This is a genomic window from Moorena sp. SIO1F2 (assembly GCF_010672755.1).
Classification (GTDB): domain Bacteria; phylum Cyanobacteriota; class Cyanobacteriia; order Cyanobacteriales; family Coleofasciculaceae; genus Moorena.
In genome coordinates this window covers 1-13,445 of the sequence record NZ_JAAHFV010000172.1, presented here as the reverse complement: position 1 = coordinate 13,445, position 13,445 = coordinate 1, and the positions used below count along the sequence as shown (strand labels likewise).

Annotated in this window: 12 protein-coding genes; 4 read left to right on the top strand and 8 right to left on the bottom strand. The window is 45.0% G+C overall.

The window, feature by feature from the left end; genetic code table 11:
• The 3 genes from F6J94_RS19660 to F6J94_RS19650 all read left to right on the top strand — a co-directional run.
• Nucleotides 1-1,150, top strand: a 1,150-nt coding sequence (locus F6J94_RS19660; protein ID WP_293043539.1) for a mechanosensitive ion channel domain-containing protein, incomplete at its 5' end; no start/stop codon positions are given.
• 550 nt (nt 1,151-1,700) lie between these two features.
• Entirely contained in the window at nt 1,701-2,909 is a 1,209-nt protein-coding gene (locus F6J94_RS19655; protein WP_293043537.1) for a mechanosensitive ion channel domain-containing protein, read from the top strand.
• 838 nt (nt 2,910-3,747) lie between these two features.
• Nucleotides 3,748-4,899 carry a mechanosensitive ion channel domain-containing protein gene (locus tag F6J94_RS19650; protein ID WP_293043535.1) on the top strand — a complete coding sequence of 384 codons (1,152 nt, stop codon included), beginning with the start codon at nt 3,748-3,750 and terminating at the stop codon, nt 4,897-4,899.
• Between the two features lie 23 nt (nt 4,900-4,922).
• Here the strand turns inward: F6J94_RS19650 and F6J94_RS19645 are convergent, their stop codons facing one another.
• From F6J94_RS19645 to arsM, 8 genes are all read right to left on the bottom strand, one after another.
• On the bottom strand, nt 4,923-5,090 hold the full coding sequence (locus tag F6J94_RS19645) for a hypothetical protein (RefSeq protein ID WP_293043533.1): 168 nt from the start codon (nt 5,088-5,090) through the stop codon (nt 4,923-4,925).
• 4 nt (nt 5,091-5,094) lie between these two features.
• Nucleotides 5,095-5,940: a phosphate ABC transporter ATP-binding protein gene (locus tag F6J94_RS19640; protein WP_293043531.1), complete on the bottom strand. Its 846-nt coding sequence runs from the start codon at nt 5,938-5,940 to the stop codon at nt 5,095-5,097.
• 114 nt (nt 5,941-6,054) lie between these two features.
• The gene (pstA, locus tag F6J94_RS19635; RefSeq protein WP_293043529.1) at nt 6,055-6,963 is read right to left on the bottom strand and encodes a phosphate ABC transporter permease PstA; all 909 of its coding nucleotides are present in this window, start codon (nt 6,961-6,963) and stop codon (nt 6,055-6,057) included.
• On the bottom strand, nt 6,956-7,810 hold the full coding sequence (gene pstC, locus F6J94_RS19630; protein ID WP_293043527.1) for a phosphate ABC transporter permease subunit PstC: 855 nt from the start codon (nt 7,808-7,810) through the stop codon (nt 6,956-6,958). The genes pstA and pstC overlap by 8 nt, the downstream gene beginning before the upstream one ends.
• Nucleotides 7,791-8,645 carry a phosphate ABC transporter substrate-binding protein gene (locus F6J94_RS19625; RefSeq protein ID WP_293043525.1) on the bottom strand — a complete coding sequence of 285 codons (855 nt, stop codon included), beginning with the start codon at nt 8,643-8,645 and terminating at the stop codon, nt 7,791-7,793. Before F6J94_RS19625 ends, pstC begins: the two co-directional genes overlap by 20 nt.
• Nucleotides 8,646-8,794: 149 nt before the next feature.
• Entirely contained in the window at nt 8,795-9,100 is a 306-nt protein-coding gene (locus F6J94_RS19620) for a helix-turn-helix transcriptional regulator (protein ID WP_293043523.1), read from the bottom strand.
• 80 nt (nt 9,101-9,180) lie between these two features.
• Nucleotides 9,181-10,176 (bottom strand): arsenosugar biosynthesis radical SAM (seleno)protein ArsS, encoded by a 996-nt coding sequence (arsS, locus tag F6J94_RS19615; RefSeq protein ID WP_293043521.1) that lies wholly within the window; start codon nt 10,174-10,176, stop codon nt 9,181-9,183.
• A 230-nt stretch (nt 10,177-10,406) separates the two neighbouring features.
• Nucleotides 10,407-11,375 (bottom strand): arsenosugar biosynthesis arsenite methyltransferase ArsM, encoded by a 969-nt coding sequence (gene arsM / locus F6J94_RS19610; RefSeq protein ID WP_293043519.1) that lies wholly within the window; start codon nt 11,373-11,375, stop codon nt 10,407-10,409.
• 642 nt (nt 11,376-12,017) lie between these two features.
• Between arsM and F6J94_RS19605 the strand changes: the two genes are divergently transcribed.
• Nucleotides 12,018-13,445 (top strand): long-chain fatty acid--CoA ligase (locus F6J94_RS19605; protein ID WP_293043517.1); only part of this gene is annotated, 1,428 nt, incomplete at its 3' end.

Below are 13,445 nucleotides of genomic sequence, written 5' to 3'. Positions count from 1 at the left end.
TACAATCAACGTTATCAAAGAAAGGATCTTTGATACCGATTTCAAGCTCGCCAACATCCCTATTTCCACGATAGTTATTGTGGTGCTCATCCTCTTGCTCACCCAGATATTGCGAGGCTTGTTCACTGCCATAATCATTCGCAGACTCGAACGTCTGACTAGTGGTACAGAAACCACCCATGACGATGAGTTCATTAGGATTCTTAAAGCACCATTAGGCTGGCTAATTTGGCTGGCTGGACTCTGGCTAGTACATCTAGTTGTGGCGACCCATCTTACTCCTGAACAGAATCAGAAAATCCCCGAGATTCTGTTTGTGAGTGCTCTGTTCATTGCCACCTATATTCTTTACCGTGCTGCTCCACTACTGGGAGAGCTTCTAGCCGGATTGGCGGCCAACACTGAAACTGAACTCGACGATTTGTTCGTGCCCTACTTCCCAAGGCTTTTTCAGATCGCAGCAGTGATGATTGCGGTCATTAAAGCCAGTGAGATTTTGTTGGGGGCATCTGCTGGTGCACTGATCGGTCTACTCGGTGGTGCAGGTGTCGCCTTAGGTTTGTTATTCAAAGACATTATCTATGACTGGTGTTGTACGGTGATTATCTACGCTGATGGTCTCTATAAACCTGGTGACTGGGTAGGAGTGGACGGAGTCAATGGTTTTGTTCAGATCGTCAGTATTGGTCTCAGAAGTACAACACTTCGCCTTACTGAGTGGGGTTCTATCAAAAAAGTTCCCAATTCTAAAATGATTGCTGGCGTTGTGGAAAATTGGTCACAGAAGATTGGCGATAGATTTGAGTGGGGTATAAATTTAACTCTGAAAATTGATGGCATTTCAGCGGAGCAAACTCTCCGAATTTGTCAGGCTCTTGAAGAAAGAATTCCGACTATCGATGGCTTGCACAAGCAAAAAATGTTAGTTTTATTTTCCAAAATTGAAGAGAATGCTCGCGTGATTATAGTTAGGGTATTTGTGATTGATCCCAACCTCTACTATGCTGCCCAGCAAGACTTGAACATAGCCATATTAGAAATCCTGCAGAAAGAGGAGATTGATCACCTGCATATTGAGCTGGAAAAGCAACTTCAAGACTACAAACAGATGAAGGGAAATTTAGTTAGTGAGGTGGTATCTAAATCCTAGCAATGCTTTGAACAAGCGATGCAGCGCTCGCTCCCTTCGAAGCTGCATCGCTTTTAGGTGCGACCCGTGGCGAATTTAATTCGCCACGGGTCGCACCTCAAGAATTTGTACCTGACCGAATTGAAAACCGCTGTATGAGATGCACCCCAGATAGTAAACCTTTCAAACTGGCTCCTAGGGTGCTGCCCAAACGGGCAATTGGTGTCAATCATGTTTATTACATACCTAAGTAGTCGGACAAAAGTAAAATTAACTGTTGAAATAGGGAGCAGGGACTGAGGCCGTGGGCCACGCGGGGCGCGTTCGGAGCTGGGAGCAGACGGACTTTTGGCAACTTTACACAAGTTAATACAGCGATGCAGCAAGGGAACAGGGGGTTTCCCCCACTCGCGCTTTGCATCAAGAAGTGAGGTTTATTTTTGTCGAGGTACTTAGCATGATTCGCTAAATTCGCAACTTATAGTAAAATCATGCTACCAATAGACTTGCCATCGACTTGCCATTTAGCTAGGCACAGGTCGATCTATGTTACTGTATTTTGGTCCAAACGATGGAAAACCTTCAGGGTACATTCAACACTACAATCAACATAATCACAGAAAGGATCTTTGATTCCGACTTCAAACTCGCCAACATTCCTGTTTCCACGATAGTTATTGTGGTGCTCATCCTCCTCCTTACCCAGATATTGCGAGGCTTGTTCACTTCAATAATCATTCACAGAATCGAGCTGATAACTAGCCGTACAGAAACCACCCTAGACGATGAGTTCATTAGCATTCTTAAGCAACCATTAGGCTGGCTAATTTGGATCGCTGGACTATGGCTAGTCTATCTAGTTGTGGCAAGCCATCTTAGTCCTGAACAGAATCCGAAAATCCTCGAGATTCTCTCTGTGAGCGCTCTGTTCATTGTCACGTATATTCTTTACCGTGCTGCTCCACTATTGGGGGAGCTTCTAGCCGGATTGGCGGCAAACACTGAAACTGAACTCGACGATTTGATAGTCCCCTACTTCCCAAAGCTTTTTCAGATCGCAGCAATCCTGATTGCTGCCAGTAAAGCCAGTGAGATTTTGTTGGGGGCATCTGCTGGTGCACTGATCGGTCTACTGGGTGGCGCAGGTGTCGCCTTAGGTTTGTTATTAAAAGACATTATCTATGACTGGTTTTGTACAGTGGTTATCTATGCTGATGGTCTCTATAGACCCGGTGACTGGGTAAAATTGGACGGAATAAATGGTTTTGTTGAGATACTCAGTATTGGTCTGAGAAGTACAAAGGTTCGTCTTCTTACTGTTGGTGGTACCAAAAAAATTCCCAATTCTAAAATGATTGGTGGAGTTGTGGTCAATTATTGGTCACAGAATCCTGGCGATACGTTGGAGTTGGGAGCAATAAATTTAACTCTGAAAATAGATGGAATTTCAGCGGAGCAAACTACCAGACTTTGTCAGGCTATTAAAGCCAAAATTCCGACTATCGATGGATTGCACAAGCAGAAAATGAAAGTTGTATTGTCCAGCATTGAAGAGAATGCTCGTGTGATTCTAGTTAGGGTATTTGTGATTGATAGAAAACTCTATTTGGCCGCCATGAATGACTTGAACATAGCCATATTAGAAATCATCCAGAAAGAGGAGATTGATCACCTGCATGTTGATCTGAGAAAGGAACTCCAAGACTACAAACAGCTGAAGGAAAATTTAGTTAGTGAGGTTAAGGAAAATTTAGTTACTGAGGTGGCATATAAATCCTAGCAATCCTTTGAACAAGGGATGCAGCGCGGCTGCATCCCTATTCGAGCTCTGGGCATCTGTTCCTGGCAGGACCCTGGAAACTATGGGGACAGGACCTTTGATTCTACAAGCCCATGGCTCTAATCAACCGAACTGGGAAGTTGATTCGCGATCGCTAAACAAACCAATAGCTAGTAATCCTTCGCGGAATTCAACATCCATGTCTTGATGCAGTCGCGAAGGGTGCATCAAGACATGGCATTTTTAGTTTATTGAATCCCTTGCCTTGCTATTTAAGGGGTAATCGCTCATTTAAACTACTCATTTACTATAATCAGTCTAGGAGAGCCGATCACGTTTCAAACTGGCTCCTAGGGTGCTGCGCAAACGGGCAATTGCTCTAAATCATATTTATTGCATACCTAGCAGGATTCGGTAAATTCCCCACTTATAGCTGAAGTTCCCCCGTTCATTTGTACTACTAGACCAGTTAAAGCCTCTCCCCATAAGGGATAAGCATGATTGGTCCCAAAAATTGTGTACCCATGTTGGTTCTTGAAGTATGTCTGCAATTGGAATATAATCCAACTATAGGCACTGGTCGCATTTTTATTTGAGAACCAAATCGCTCAAACGCCCTTCAGCTCAACGTTGTGAGCATTCTCAATAATACTGTACCCAGTAGCAATAAGTACCGGCAAGCCTAGGAACGCCACAGAGCTTGGGATTGAGGTTTCGAGTAGCTCAAACTTTGGGGGAACTTCAGTTATAGTAAAATCAATCCATCAACAGACTTGCCATCGACTTGCCATTTAGCTAGGCACAGGTTGATCTCTGCTGTTTTATTTTGGTTGAAACCATGGAAAACCTTAAGAGTACATTCAACAATAGAATCAACCTAATCAAAGAAAAGATCTTTGAGTCCGACTTCCAGCTCCCCAACATTCCTGTTACCACGATAGTTATTGTGGTGCTCATCCTCCTCTTCACCCATATATTGCGAGGCTTTTTCACTTCAATAATCATTCACAGACTCGAGGGTCTGACTAGCGGTACAGAAACCACCCTAGACGATGAGTTCATTAGGATTCTTAGGGCACCATTAGGCTGGCTAATTTGGATCGCTGGACTATGGCTAGTACATCTAGTTGTGGCCACCCATCTTACTCCTGAACAGAATCAGAAAATCCCCGAGATTATGTTTGTGAGCATTCTGTTCATTGCCACCTATATTCTTTACCGTGCTGCTCCACTACTGGGGGAGCTTCTAGCCGGATTAGCGGCAAACACTGAAACTGAACTCGACGATTTGTTCGTCCCCTACTTCCCAAAGCTTTTTCAGATCGCAGCAATCGTGATTGCTACCATTAAAGCCAGTGAAATTTTGTTGGGGTCATCTGCCGGTGCACTGATCGGTCTACTCGGTGGCGCAGGTGTCGCCATAGGTTTGTTATTCAAAGACATTGTCTATGACTGGTGTTGTACAGTGATTATCTACGCTGATGGTCTCTATAAACCCGGTGACGTGATAGTATTGGACGGAGTAAGTGGTAGGGTAAAGATACTCAATATTGGTCTGAGAAGTACAAGGCTTCTTATTACTGATTGGGGTTATATCAAAAAACTTCCCAATTCTCAAATGATTTCTGGAATTTTTGCAAATTGGTCAGATAAGACTGGCGAGACAGTTCAGTGGGGCATAAATTTAACTCTGAAAATTGATGGGATTTCGGCCAAGCAAACTAGGCGAATTTGTCAGGCTATTAAAGAAACAATTCCGACTATCGATGCCGTGAACAAGGATAAAATTAAAGTTGTATTTTCCCGCCTTGAACAGAATGCTCGGGTGATGAAAATTCGGGTATTTGTGATTGAGCCCAAGCTCTACTATGATGTCCAGAGCAACTTGAATCTAGCCATATTAGAAATCCTGGAAAACGAGGAGATTAATCAGCTCCATGTTTATATGAGAAAGGAACTTAACTGGTTGCCTGACACCAGTATGAATTAGGAACAATCGTAAGCTATCAGCTCTCAGCTATCAGCTCTCAGCTTAAGCGCTACGCGAACAGCTTTTGAATAAAATAAGCTGTTCGCGTAGCGTGGCCAACGGCCAACGGCTGACCACTGACGGCTGACCGCTGTTCGCGCAGCGTGCGCGTAGCGCATATGCTTACGGGAATTCGGAGCAGGGAAGAGCACAGCTTTATCCTCTCATTCCATTCACATAGGCAGCTGTCAAGGCTTGTTGAGGTGATTCAAAAATCTGCTCCACACAGCCGTATTCAATCAATCTCCCCACTGCTTCCTTAACCCAGAAGACGGCAGTATAGTCAGCAATTCGTCTAGCTTGAGCTAGGTTGTGGGTAACAATCACCAGGGTGTAGCGTCCCCTGAGCCTAGCTATCAAATCTTCGACCACACCGCTGGATATGGGATCGAGGGCACTACAGGGTTCATCTAACAGGAGTACTTCTGGTTGCAATACCAAGGCACGGGCAATGCACAGGCGCTGCTTTTGACCACCAGACAGAGCAAGAGCCGAGGTGTGGAGTCGGTCTTTTACTTCATCCCACAAACCAACATCCCGGAGTGCGGTTTCAATGAGCTGAGCAATGTTATCCCGGTTTTTAACACCATGTTCCCGCAACGGAAAGGCCAGATTCTTCCAGATTGAGAATGGGAAGGGACTCGGCTTTTGGAAAATCATTCCAACACGACGACGAAGTGCAATTAGCTCCATAGCACCACGCTTTGCGATCGCATCCATCCGAGGACTCAGCACATCCAGGGAACCCATGCGAATCCTACCGGTAACTTTAGCATTAGGAATCAAATCTGTCAAGCGATTTAGGCAACTTAAAAAACTAGTCTTTCCACAACCAGATGGTCCCACTAGTGCGGTAATCGAACCTTTATAAATTGGCAACGATACATCAGCAAAGGCCGGTTTTGTTCCATAATGTAAACATAGCCGCTCGGTCTGAATCAATGGGTCGTTTATAGACTGGCTTACCGGTAATCGCTGTTTTATTTCTAAAGGGTTAACCATTGTTTTTAGGAATTAAAAATTAGTTGCGTAGGGTGCGTTAGGGGGACTGGAGATTTTCCGCCTCGTAACCAGGGTTAGGTTGCTGCCCGTAACGCACCACTGGCTCAAACAGCTTTAATGAGATGCACCCAACCAATACTGAGTCATCCATGCTGCTGTACCATTAATCAGCAACAACAACACTAGCAACACTAAAGCTGAGGCATAAGCATTAGCATTTCCCCCTGTTACATTCATCGACAAATCAAAAATATGAATCGACAGCGATCGCCCAGAATCCAGCAAAGACTCTGGCATCCGATCCACATAACCACTAGTAAAGATCAGTGCTGCGGTCTCAGCGATCGCTCGCCCTATCCCTAACACTAATCCCACCACTAGTCCGGGTGCTGCCGCTGGTAACAGCAAATTCCAGAGAGTGGTAGTGCGGGATAAACCAAGGGCAGTGGCAGAAAGTCGATAATCATCACTAACGGCGCGAAACCCTTCCTCTGTTGATCGAATTAGGATTGGCAACACCATACAGGCTAATGTCAACCCCCCAGACAAAATCGAAAAGCCTAGCCCTAGGGTTTTGCAGAAAAAAGCATTGCCAAATAGTCCAAACACAATCGACGGTACCCCTGCCAGGACATCTAAGCTACGACGAACCAGACGCCCGAAAATACTCTTAGTATCTGTGAACTCAGCTAGCAGTATTGCTGTACCTACTCCAATCGGAACAGAAACGGTCATACATACACCCAAAATTAGGAGAGTGGAAACCAGAATTGGAGCAATCCCTCCTTCCCGTCCAGCATTCTTTGGTGCAGTAGTCAGGAATTCCCAGTTAATTTGTCCGACACCGTGCCAGACGATATCACTCAAAATCCAGAGGAATACAGCAGTTACGAACAGTGCGATCGCCCAAATCATCACTGTTGAAACTTGGAGGTTATCGGTTGTCGGTTGTCGGTTGTCGGTTGCAGGTTGCAAGTTGTCGGTTGTGGCTTTTGGCTTGGTTTTCAGAGGATTCTTACTCATAAATTCCTTCCTTGCTGATGATTTCTGCAATTGCTACTAGTACCAAAATTATTGCCATCAGCAGCAAGCCACTGACAAAAAGTGCTGAGCGGTGATTGCCCATAGCGTAAGCCATTTCCAAGGCGATATTGGCAGTAAGAGTTCGCATCGGCTCAAATAGGCTTTTGGGAGTTTGCACCACATTGCCACACACCATCAGCACCGCCATGGTTTCTCCAATCGCCCGTCCTGTTCCTAAAATCAAGCCAGTAAACAGCCCCGACTTAGCAGCCGGAAACACAACACCTCTGACTGTTGCCCAGCGGGATAGTCCCAGGGCTGCTGCTCCCTGTAGGTATTCTGGGGGGACTTTCGCAAAGCTAGCGTCTGCGCTCAGAGCAATAGTTGGCAAAATCATCAGGGTCAGAATCGCAATTCCAGCTAGGAGACTGGCTCCCGGTGGCTGAAAGCGTCCAATTAGGGGAACTAGCTCCACCAAACCCCAGAAGCCGTAAACAACTGAGGGCATCCCTGCCAACAATTCAATTAGCCGTCGATAAAGTCCAGCAATCGGTGGAGGTGCGTAATACTGACAAAAGACTGCAGATAGAATTCCCAGGGGTGTAGCCACTACCATCGCCCCAGCGGTGACCAACAGGGTGCCCCAAAGCATCGGGGTGAAGTTGTACAGAGTCTCAGCAGGATGCCAGGATGGATCGGTAAAAAAGGGGAGTAATCCTACTTGTCCCAATACTGGCAAGGCTTCCGTGATTAGGAACACAACAATCAGCACCACGATAGCACCAGCCACCACAGCACAGCCTTTTAGGGTCGAGATTAGGATAGTATCACTCCGAGAGGGGGACAAAGTTTTGCTCTTTAACAATGTCTTGTACCTTTTGCGATCGCGAAAACTCAATAAATGCTTGATCTAACCCAACCGGAATAGTTTTGGTGACTAACGTCAGGGAACGAGATAGGGGAAATGTGCCGTTTTGAACATTTTCTGTGGTTGCCGCTATTCCAGCAACGGGCAGTAACTTAATCGGAACATCCTGTTTGCTGCTATATTCTGCTGTGCCAATAGAGACATAACCAATCCCATTAGGATTACCCGCTACTGTTTTAATCCCCTGCTCATTATCCCCAATCACCACATCTGCCTTAATCTCGCTATTTTTCAGCTGGAAGTACTTCAGAAATAACTCCAAGGTAGAGCGCCCCTCGGCTTTGTTGACTACTGTAATTGGTGCCCTCTTGCCTCCCACATCCTGCCAGTTATCAATTTTGCCCTGATAGATATCCACAATCTGTTGATTACTCAGGGATTGCACCGGATTAGTTTTATGGACGATAATCCCAATCCCATCACGAGCGATCGCAAACCCTTGCAGATCTTTCTCGCTCTGCTTGAGGTCACGAGACACCATCCCAATATCAGCGACTCCTTGGCGAGCATCTGCAATACCGCGAGACGAGCCTCCTGTCTGCACATCCACCCGTACACCAGGATTTTCTGATTCAAAACGCTTGCCAATTTCCGACGCCAGGGGGGCTACTGTACTAGAACCGGTTAAAACCAACTTACCCTGCAACTGATCTGTTGATTGGGTAGCTACTTCCGGAGATTGGGCACAGGATTGTAGCCAAAAGCAAGCTACTAAACCCATAGACATTGATGCTAGAGTTGTTAAATTTTTCATCAATCATCAGTCAGTCATCTTATCTATAAAATAATGAGAGTGCTCAGTTATAATTGCTCAGTTATAATTGCTGGATTGCTCAATAATTTCAAATCCGCCAGACTTGATATCACTGACAACTCAAAACTGAGCACTTACTCAGCACTTTGTTAATCAAAACATAGGCAACAACATCCCAAATCAATTGCTCTATTACCATTGGCTTGCCGAATGGTGAGCGAACACTGATAAAGCACCGCCTTACCATCTCGCGTCGCCCTAACAAATCCCTCATCCCGCAAAACTTTGAGATGATGGGATAGCAGGCTTTGCTCTATTCCCAACACAGCCTTGAGCTCCCCAACATGTTTTGGTCCTTCCATCAGGATTTCCATAACAGTTAGACGAGTGTTGTCCGCTAAAACTTTCAGCTTACGGACACAGAAGGCTTGAGATGATGGACGTTTTGAGTTCATAATTCAGCACTTGTCAGCAGTTGAATTATCATTGATATGAAAATTCATTCATATTATAATCAAAAAAAACTCTGATTAGATCAAATCAAAGCACCACCACAACTGGAACCAGACCCTGCTGTACAGCCATAACAATAGGAAGCGGTGCGAATTTCCTCAATGATGTCTAAACTTCCTGCTTCCAGAAGTTTACTAACTGTCAACCTTTCTCCAGTACCAGACGTTGCTGCTACATTTTCCATCTGATTAAAATCGCAATCGTAGACATTACCCAGATAGTCAATAGACAGTTCATTGCGACACATCAAATGCTCCACCGTACTGGCATTGAAACTGTTTTCTAGAAACACCATATAGGGAGCATATAGCTTGGTGCGTTGTAAATGAAACTTTGTTCTACCAACGGGGATATTTGTAATTGTAAATAGCTGGTTGAAGTCAATATCAAACTGTTCTTTTAGGAACACTTTATAATCCTTTTCCAACTTAACCTGATTAGGAGTCATAGAAAACTTTTCACTCAGTGGCAAGGAAGGATTGTAGACCAAATCAAGAATTAATTTGGGGTTTCTGCCATAGCCCAACCGATTCAGCCATTGAATCGCCCGAATCGAATCATCGTAAACCCCCTTGCCGCGCATTTTATCTACATTATCTTCCAGATAACAAGGCAAAGAAGCTACTACTCGTAATTGGTGCTTAGCGAAATAGTCAGGTATATCCTCATATCCCGGTTCAAAATAAATGGTCAAATTTGACCGAACAATTACCTCCTTTCCGGTTTGGTATGCTGCTTCAACTAATGGCTTAAAGCCATAGTTCATCTCTGGCGCACCACCAGTCAAGTCAACGGTCTTAATTTGAGGAAACTGATGAATCAGCTTAATAAGCTGGTCACAAATTTCTGGAGAAAGTTCTTCAGTTCGTTTAGGACCAGCTTCCACATGGCAGTGAGTACAAGCTAGATTACAACGCTTACCCAGATTAATTTGTAAAACCGTGATTGGGTGTTTACTTAAGGGAGATTGCAGTTTTTTGTGGAACGGTGTAACAGCTGAAACGTCTGTTTTAATCATAATTTTTATTGACTTGTAATTGCTAGAAGTATTAATTTTGAAGGATGACTTCTGAAGTATTACTTCTAAAGTAGGATTTGTAATTTACTAATCTTTAATTAGACCATGGATTGGTTGATAAACAAATCCATGGTTTTTATTCTTCAGCCTACTCTACTTCAGATGCCAAAGATGAACAGCATTCATACTTCATACTTCATACTTCATACTTCATACTTCATACTTCACCTTTAACAACAACCACCACCAACATAGTGCCAAGTTGAATCAGTGACTAAGATTTCTTCTGGATTCACCTTTCCTAATTTCGCGGCTGTTTTATCACAAACAGCGGCTGGCACACCACGGGAGAGGATGTGTCCCGCATTGTCATCAAAAAACTCTTCCGCGCCCATGTAAATTGCTGTCTTGCCAGTAAAAATACATGGTCCATCCTCTGGGATCACAACTTTGAAAGAAACAGAATCCAGACTTTCCAGCAGCAGGGGTTCTTCTAGGTTGTAGTTTTGGCAATCCAGAAGCCGATAGGGACGCTTTGCTCGAATTTCTACTTGACCAAAACCTGACCTGACCAGGTGCTGAACATAGGATTGATAAGTGAGCGCACCAGACAGACACATAGCTCGTAGCCGCTCATCTTCCTGTAGATGGGGTGGAATCGGACGAGTTGCAATGGGGTCACTCATTAACAGTCGTCCACCTGGTTTTAACACTCGATAGGCTTCTTTGAGTGCCTTCATCAGGTCAGCCGGTTCAAAGATGTTGAATAGGCAATTCTGAGCAACCACATCTACAGAATCATCTGGCATCGGTAGGGCAAAGGCATCCCCTTCCCGAATTTCCACAAAACTCTGGTCAAACCAGGCATTGTCTTGAGCAGCAATTTTCAGGTTACGGGTAGCCGCCTCCCGCATTGCCTGAACTGGCTCAACAGCAATCACCCCCCCTGGACGTTGGGAAAAATAAGCAAACTGTAACGCCTCCAAGCCACCACCAACACCGACATAGAGGACAGTTGGCTGATTGCTGAGTTCTGTGGGATGTACCGTAGTACCGCAACCATAATTCATATCCGCCATCAGTGGAGGAATTTTCAGTCCTGGCAGTTGTAAGGGGCTACTTTGGACACAACACAAACCAACTTGGGGTGTTTGAGCGACTTCAGAATAAAATTCAGCAGTTGTTTCGAGATAGGTCATCTGAATCCTTTACTTGGCAAAGATGGTAATGCTATTGATAGTAGGGTGGAAATTGAAAACTAATTTTGAACCAGTATAGTTCCTCAGTTGAGCTTTAATGCTACAAAATTCATGTATCGTCTGATACCAAATCCCGGTTCAAAACCCCGTTGATTATTTTGATCATCTAGTCAGCGAAGCGCAGACTTTGTCATCTTCGAGAAGGCTTCCCCTATGTCTAGCCGCTATTTATTATTGGTTTAGGCTAAAGGGAAGCTATAAGTGGGATTTGGAATTAACTTGCTGTTGCAGGCTTTTAATCCAATTTGTCTTCAGGCAAGCAACGGTAGAATACCTTGCCTCACCCTTAGATGCTATTAAACTCATGCCAGATGAATTTTTAGAGTAGTACACCATGAATTTTTACTGAGATTACCACGCGATCGCTCATGCTTAGGGCATGGGATGATGGGGTAATCAGGTGATCAGGTCATGGGGTGACTCTGGTGACTCTGGTGACTCTGGTGAGTGTGGAGTATTTTCCCAGTGATTAACCAGACTTGATCTAAGACAGAAACAATTGTGTCCACTCAACACTGCCAATCACCTCTGAGCAGAAGATTATGGTAGAAAGAGCTACCATTACAATCAGGGAGTTGATGAATGTCGAAAAACCAGTATGCAGAACGCCTCAGACAACAAGAGAGAGTTTACCTCAAGCGTGTTGCTGATTACTCTTCACTAGAGTCGATACCAGAAATCTGGCCCCTTGCTGCCCAACGCTTTGGGTCAATCATTGCTCTGCAAGACCCTCACGCTGTGGGAGCTCATGGTGGTCCACCCTCGACCCTGACCTATACCCAGTTGCACGAGCAAATCGAGCAATTTGCTGCTGGATTACAATCCCTAGGTTTCCAGCCAACACTGGATGAGAAGGGTATTCCTACCCGAATTGCTTTATTTGCTGATAACTCTCCTCGATGGCTAGTTGCCGATCAGGGTATCATGAGTGCAGGAGCAGTAAATGTGGTGCGCTCAGGTCAAGCAGAACGGCAGGAATTGCTTTATATTCTCGAAGATAGCGGTAGCACTGCTGTGGTGCTAGAAAACCTCAAAACTTTGGAAAAATTAGGCGATCGCTTGGATGGGCTACCCATTGAATTAGTGATTCTCCTTTCTGAAGAACAACCACTATCGACTGGATCATCCCGACAAATTGTTAACTATACTCAACTCATGGAAGCCGGGGCATCTCGGTCTGTTACCAAAGCTAACCATAACCGGGAAACCTTGGCAACTCTGCTGTATACGTCTGGTACCACAGGCAAACCCAAAGGGGTGATGCTGAGCCATGGTAATCTCCTGCATCAGGTCAACACCCTTGGTGCAGTAATAGAAATCCAAAAAAGCGATCGCGTTCTTTCTATCCTGCCTACCTGGCACGCCTACGAACGCTCAGCGGAGTATTTTCTATTATCTCAGGGTTCCACCCAGATTTACACCAACCTGCGCCATGTCAAAAAAGACCTTAAAACCTTCAAACCTAACTTTATGGTCGGAGTACCCCGACTGTGGGAATCGATTTATGAGGGGGTGCAAAAGCAGTTTCGTGAGCAACCCCAAGGTAAGCAGAAATTAGTCCAAAACCTGCTAGGGATCAGTCAACGCTACATCGAGGCACGACGGCTTGCTCAGGGGTTGACCTTAGATAATTTAAATCCTTCACCAATCCAAAAACTATTGGCCACAGTGCAAGCTTCCTATTTATGGCCGGTTCATCAATTAGCCAATAAACTAGTTTATCAAAAAGTCCGGGAAGCCACTGGGGGAGAAATCAAGCAAGTCATTAGTGGTGGGGGTTCCTTAGCGAGGCACTTGGATAACTTCTTTGAGATTATTGGTGTCGAAGTCCTAGTCGGCTATGGCTTAACCGAAACCTCTCCCGTTACTAATGCCCGGCGTTCCTATCGTAACCTGCGTTTTAGTGCTGGACCACCTTTACCGCACACTCAAATCCGGATTGTTGACCCTGAGACTCATCAGCCTTTACCCCAAGGTCAAACAGGCTTGGTGATGGTAAAGGGAGCACAA

What these genes read in the sequence shown, in the direction of transcription:
- F6J94_RS19655 (WP_293043537.1), top strand. Translation starts at nt 1,701, where the DNA reads ATGGAAAACCTTCAGGGTACATTCAACACTACAATCAACATAATCACA.
- F6J94_RS19650 (WP_293043535.1), top strand. Translation starts at nt 3,748, where the DNA reads ATGGAAAACCTTAAGAGTACATTCAACAATAGAATCAACCTAATCAAA.
- F6J94_RS19640 (WP_293043531.1), bottom strand. Translation starts at nt 5,940, where the DNA reads ATGGTTAACCCTTTAGAAATAAAACAGCGATTACCGGTAAGCCAGTCT.
- pstA (WP_293043529.1), bottom strand. Translation starts at nt 6,963, where the DNA reads ATGAGTAAGAATCCTCTGAAAACCAAGCCAAAAGCCACAACCGACAAC.
- F6J94_RS19625 (WP_293043525.1), bottom strand. Translation starts at nt 8,645, where the DNA reads ATGAAAAATTTAACAACTCTAGCATCAATGTCTATGGGTTTAGTAGCT.
- F6J94_RS19620 (WP_293043523.1), bottom strand. Translation starts at nt 9,100, where the DNA reads ATGAACTCAAAACGTCCATCATCTCAAGCCTTCTGTGTCCGTAAGCTG.
- arsS (WP_293043521.1), bottom strand. Translation starts at nt 10,176, where the DNA reads ATGATTAAAACAGACGTTTCAGCTGTTACACCGTTCCACAAAAAACTG.
- arsM (WP_293043519.1), bottom strand. Translation starts at nt 11,375, where the DNA reads ATGACCTATCTCGAAACAACTGCTGAATTTTATTCTGAAGTCGCTCAA.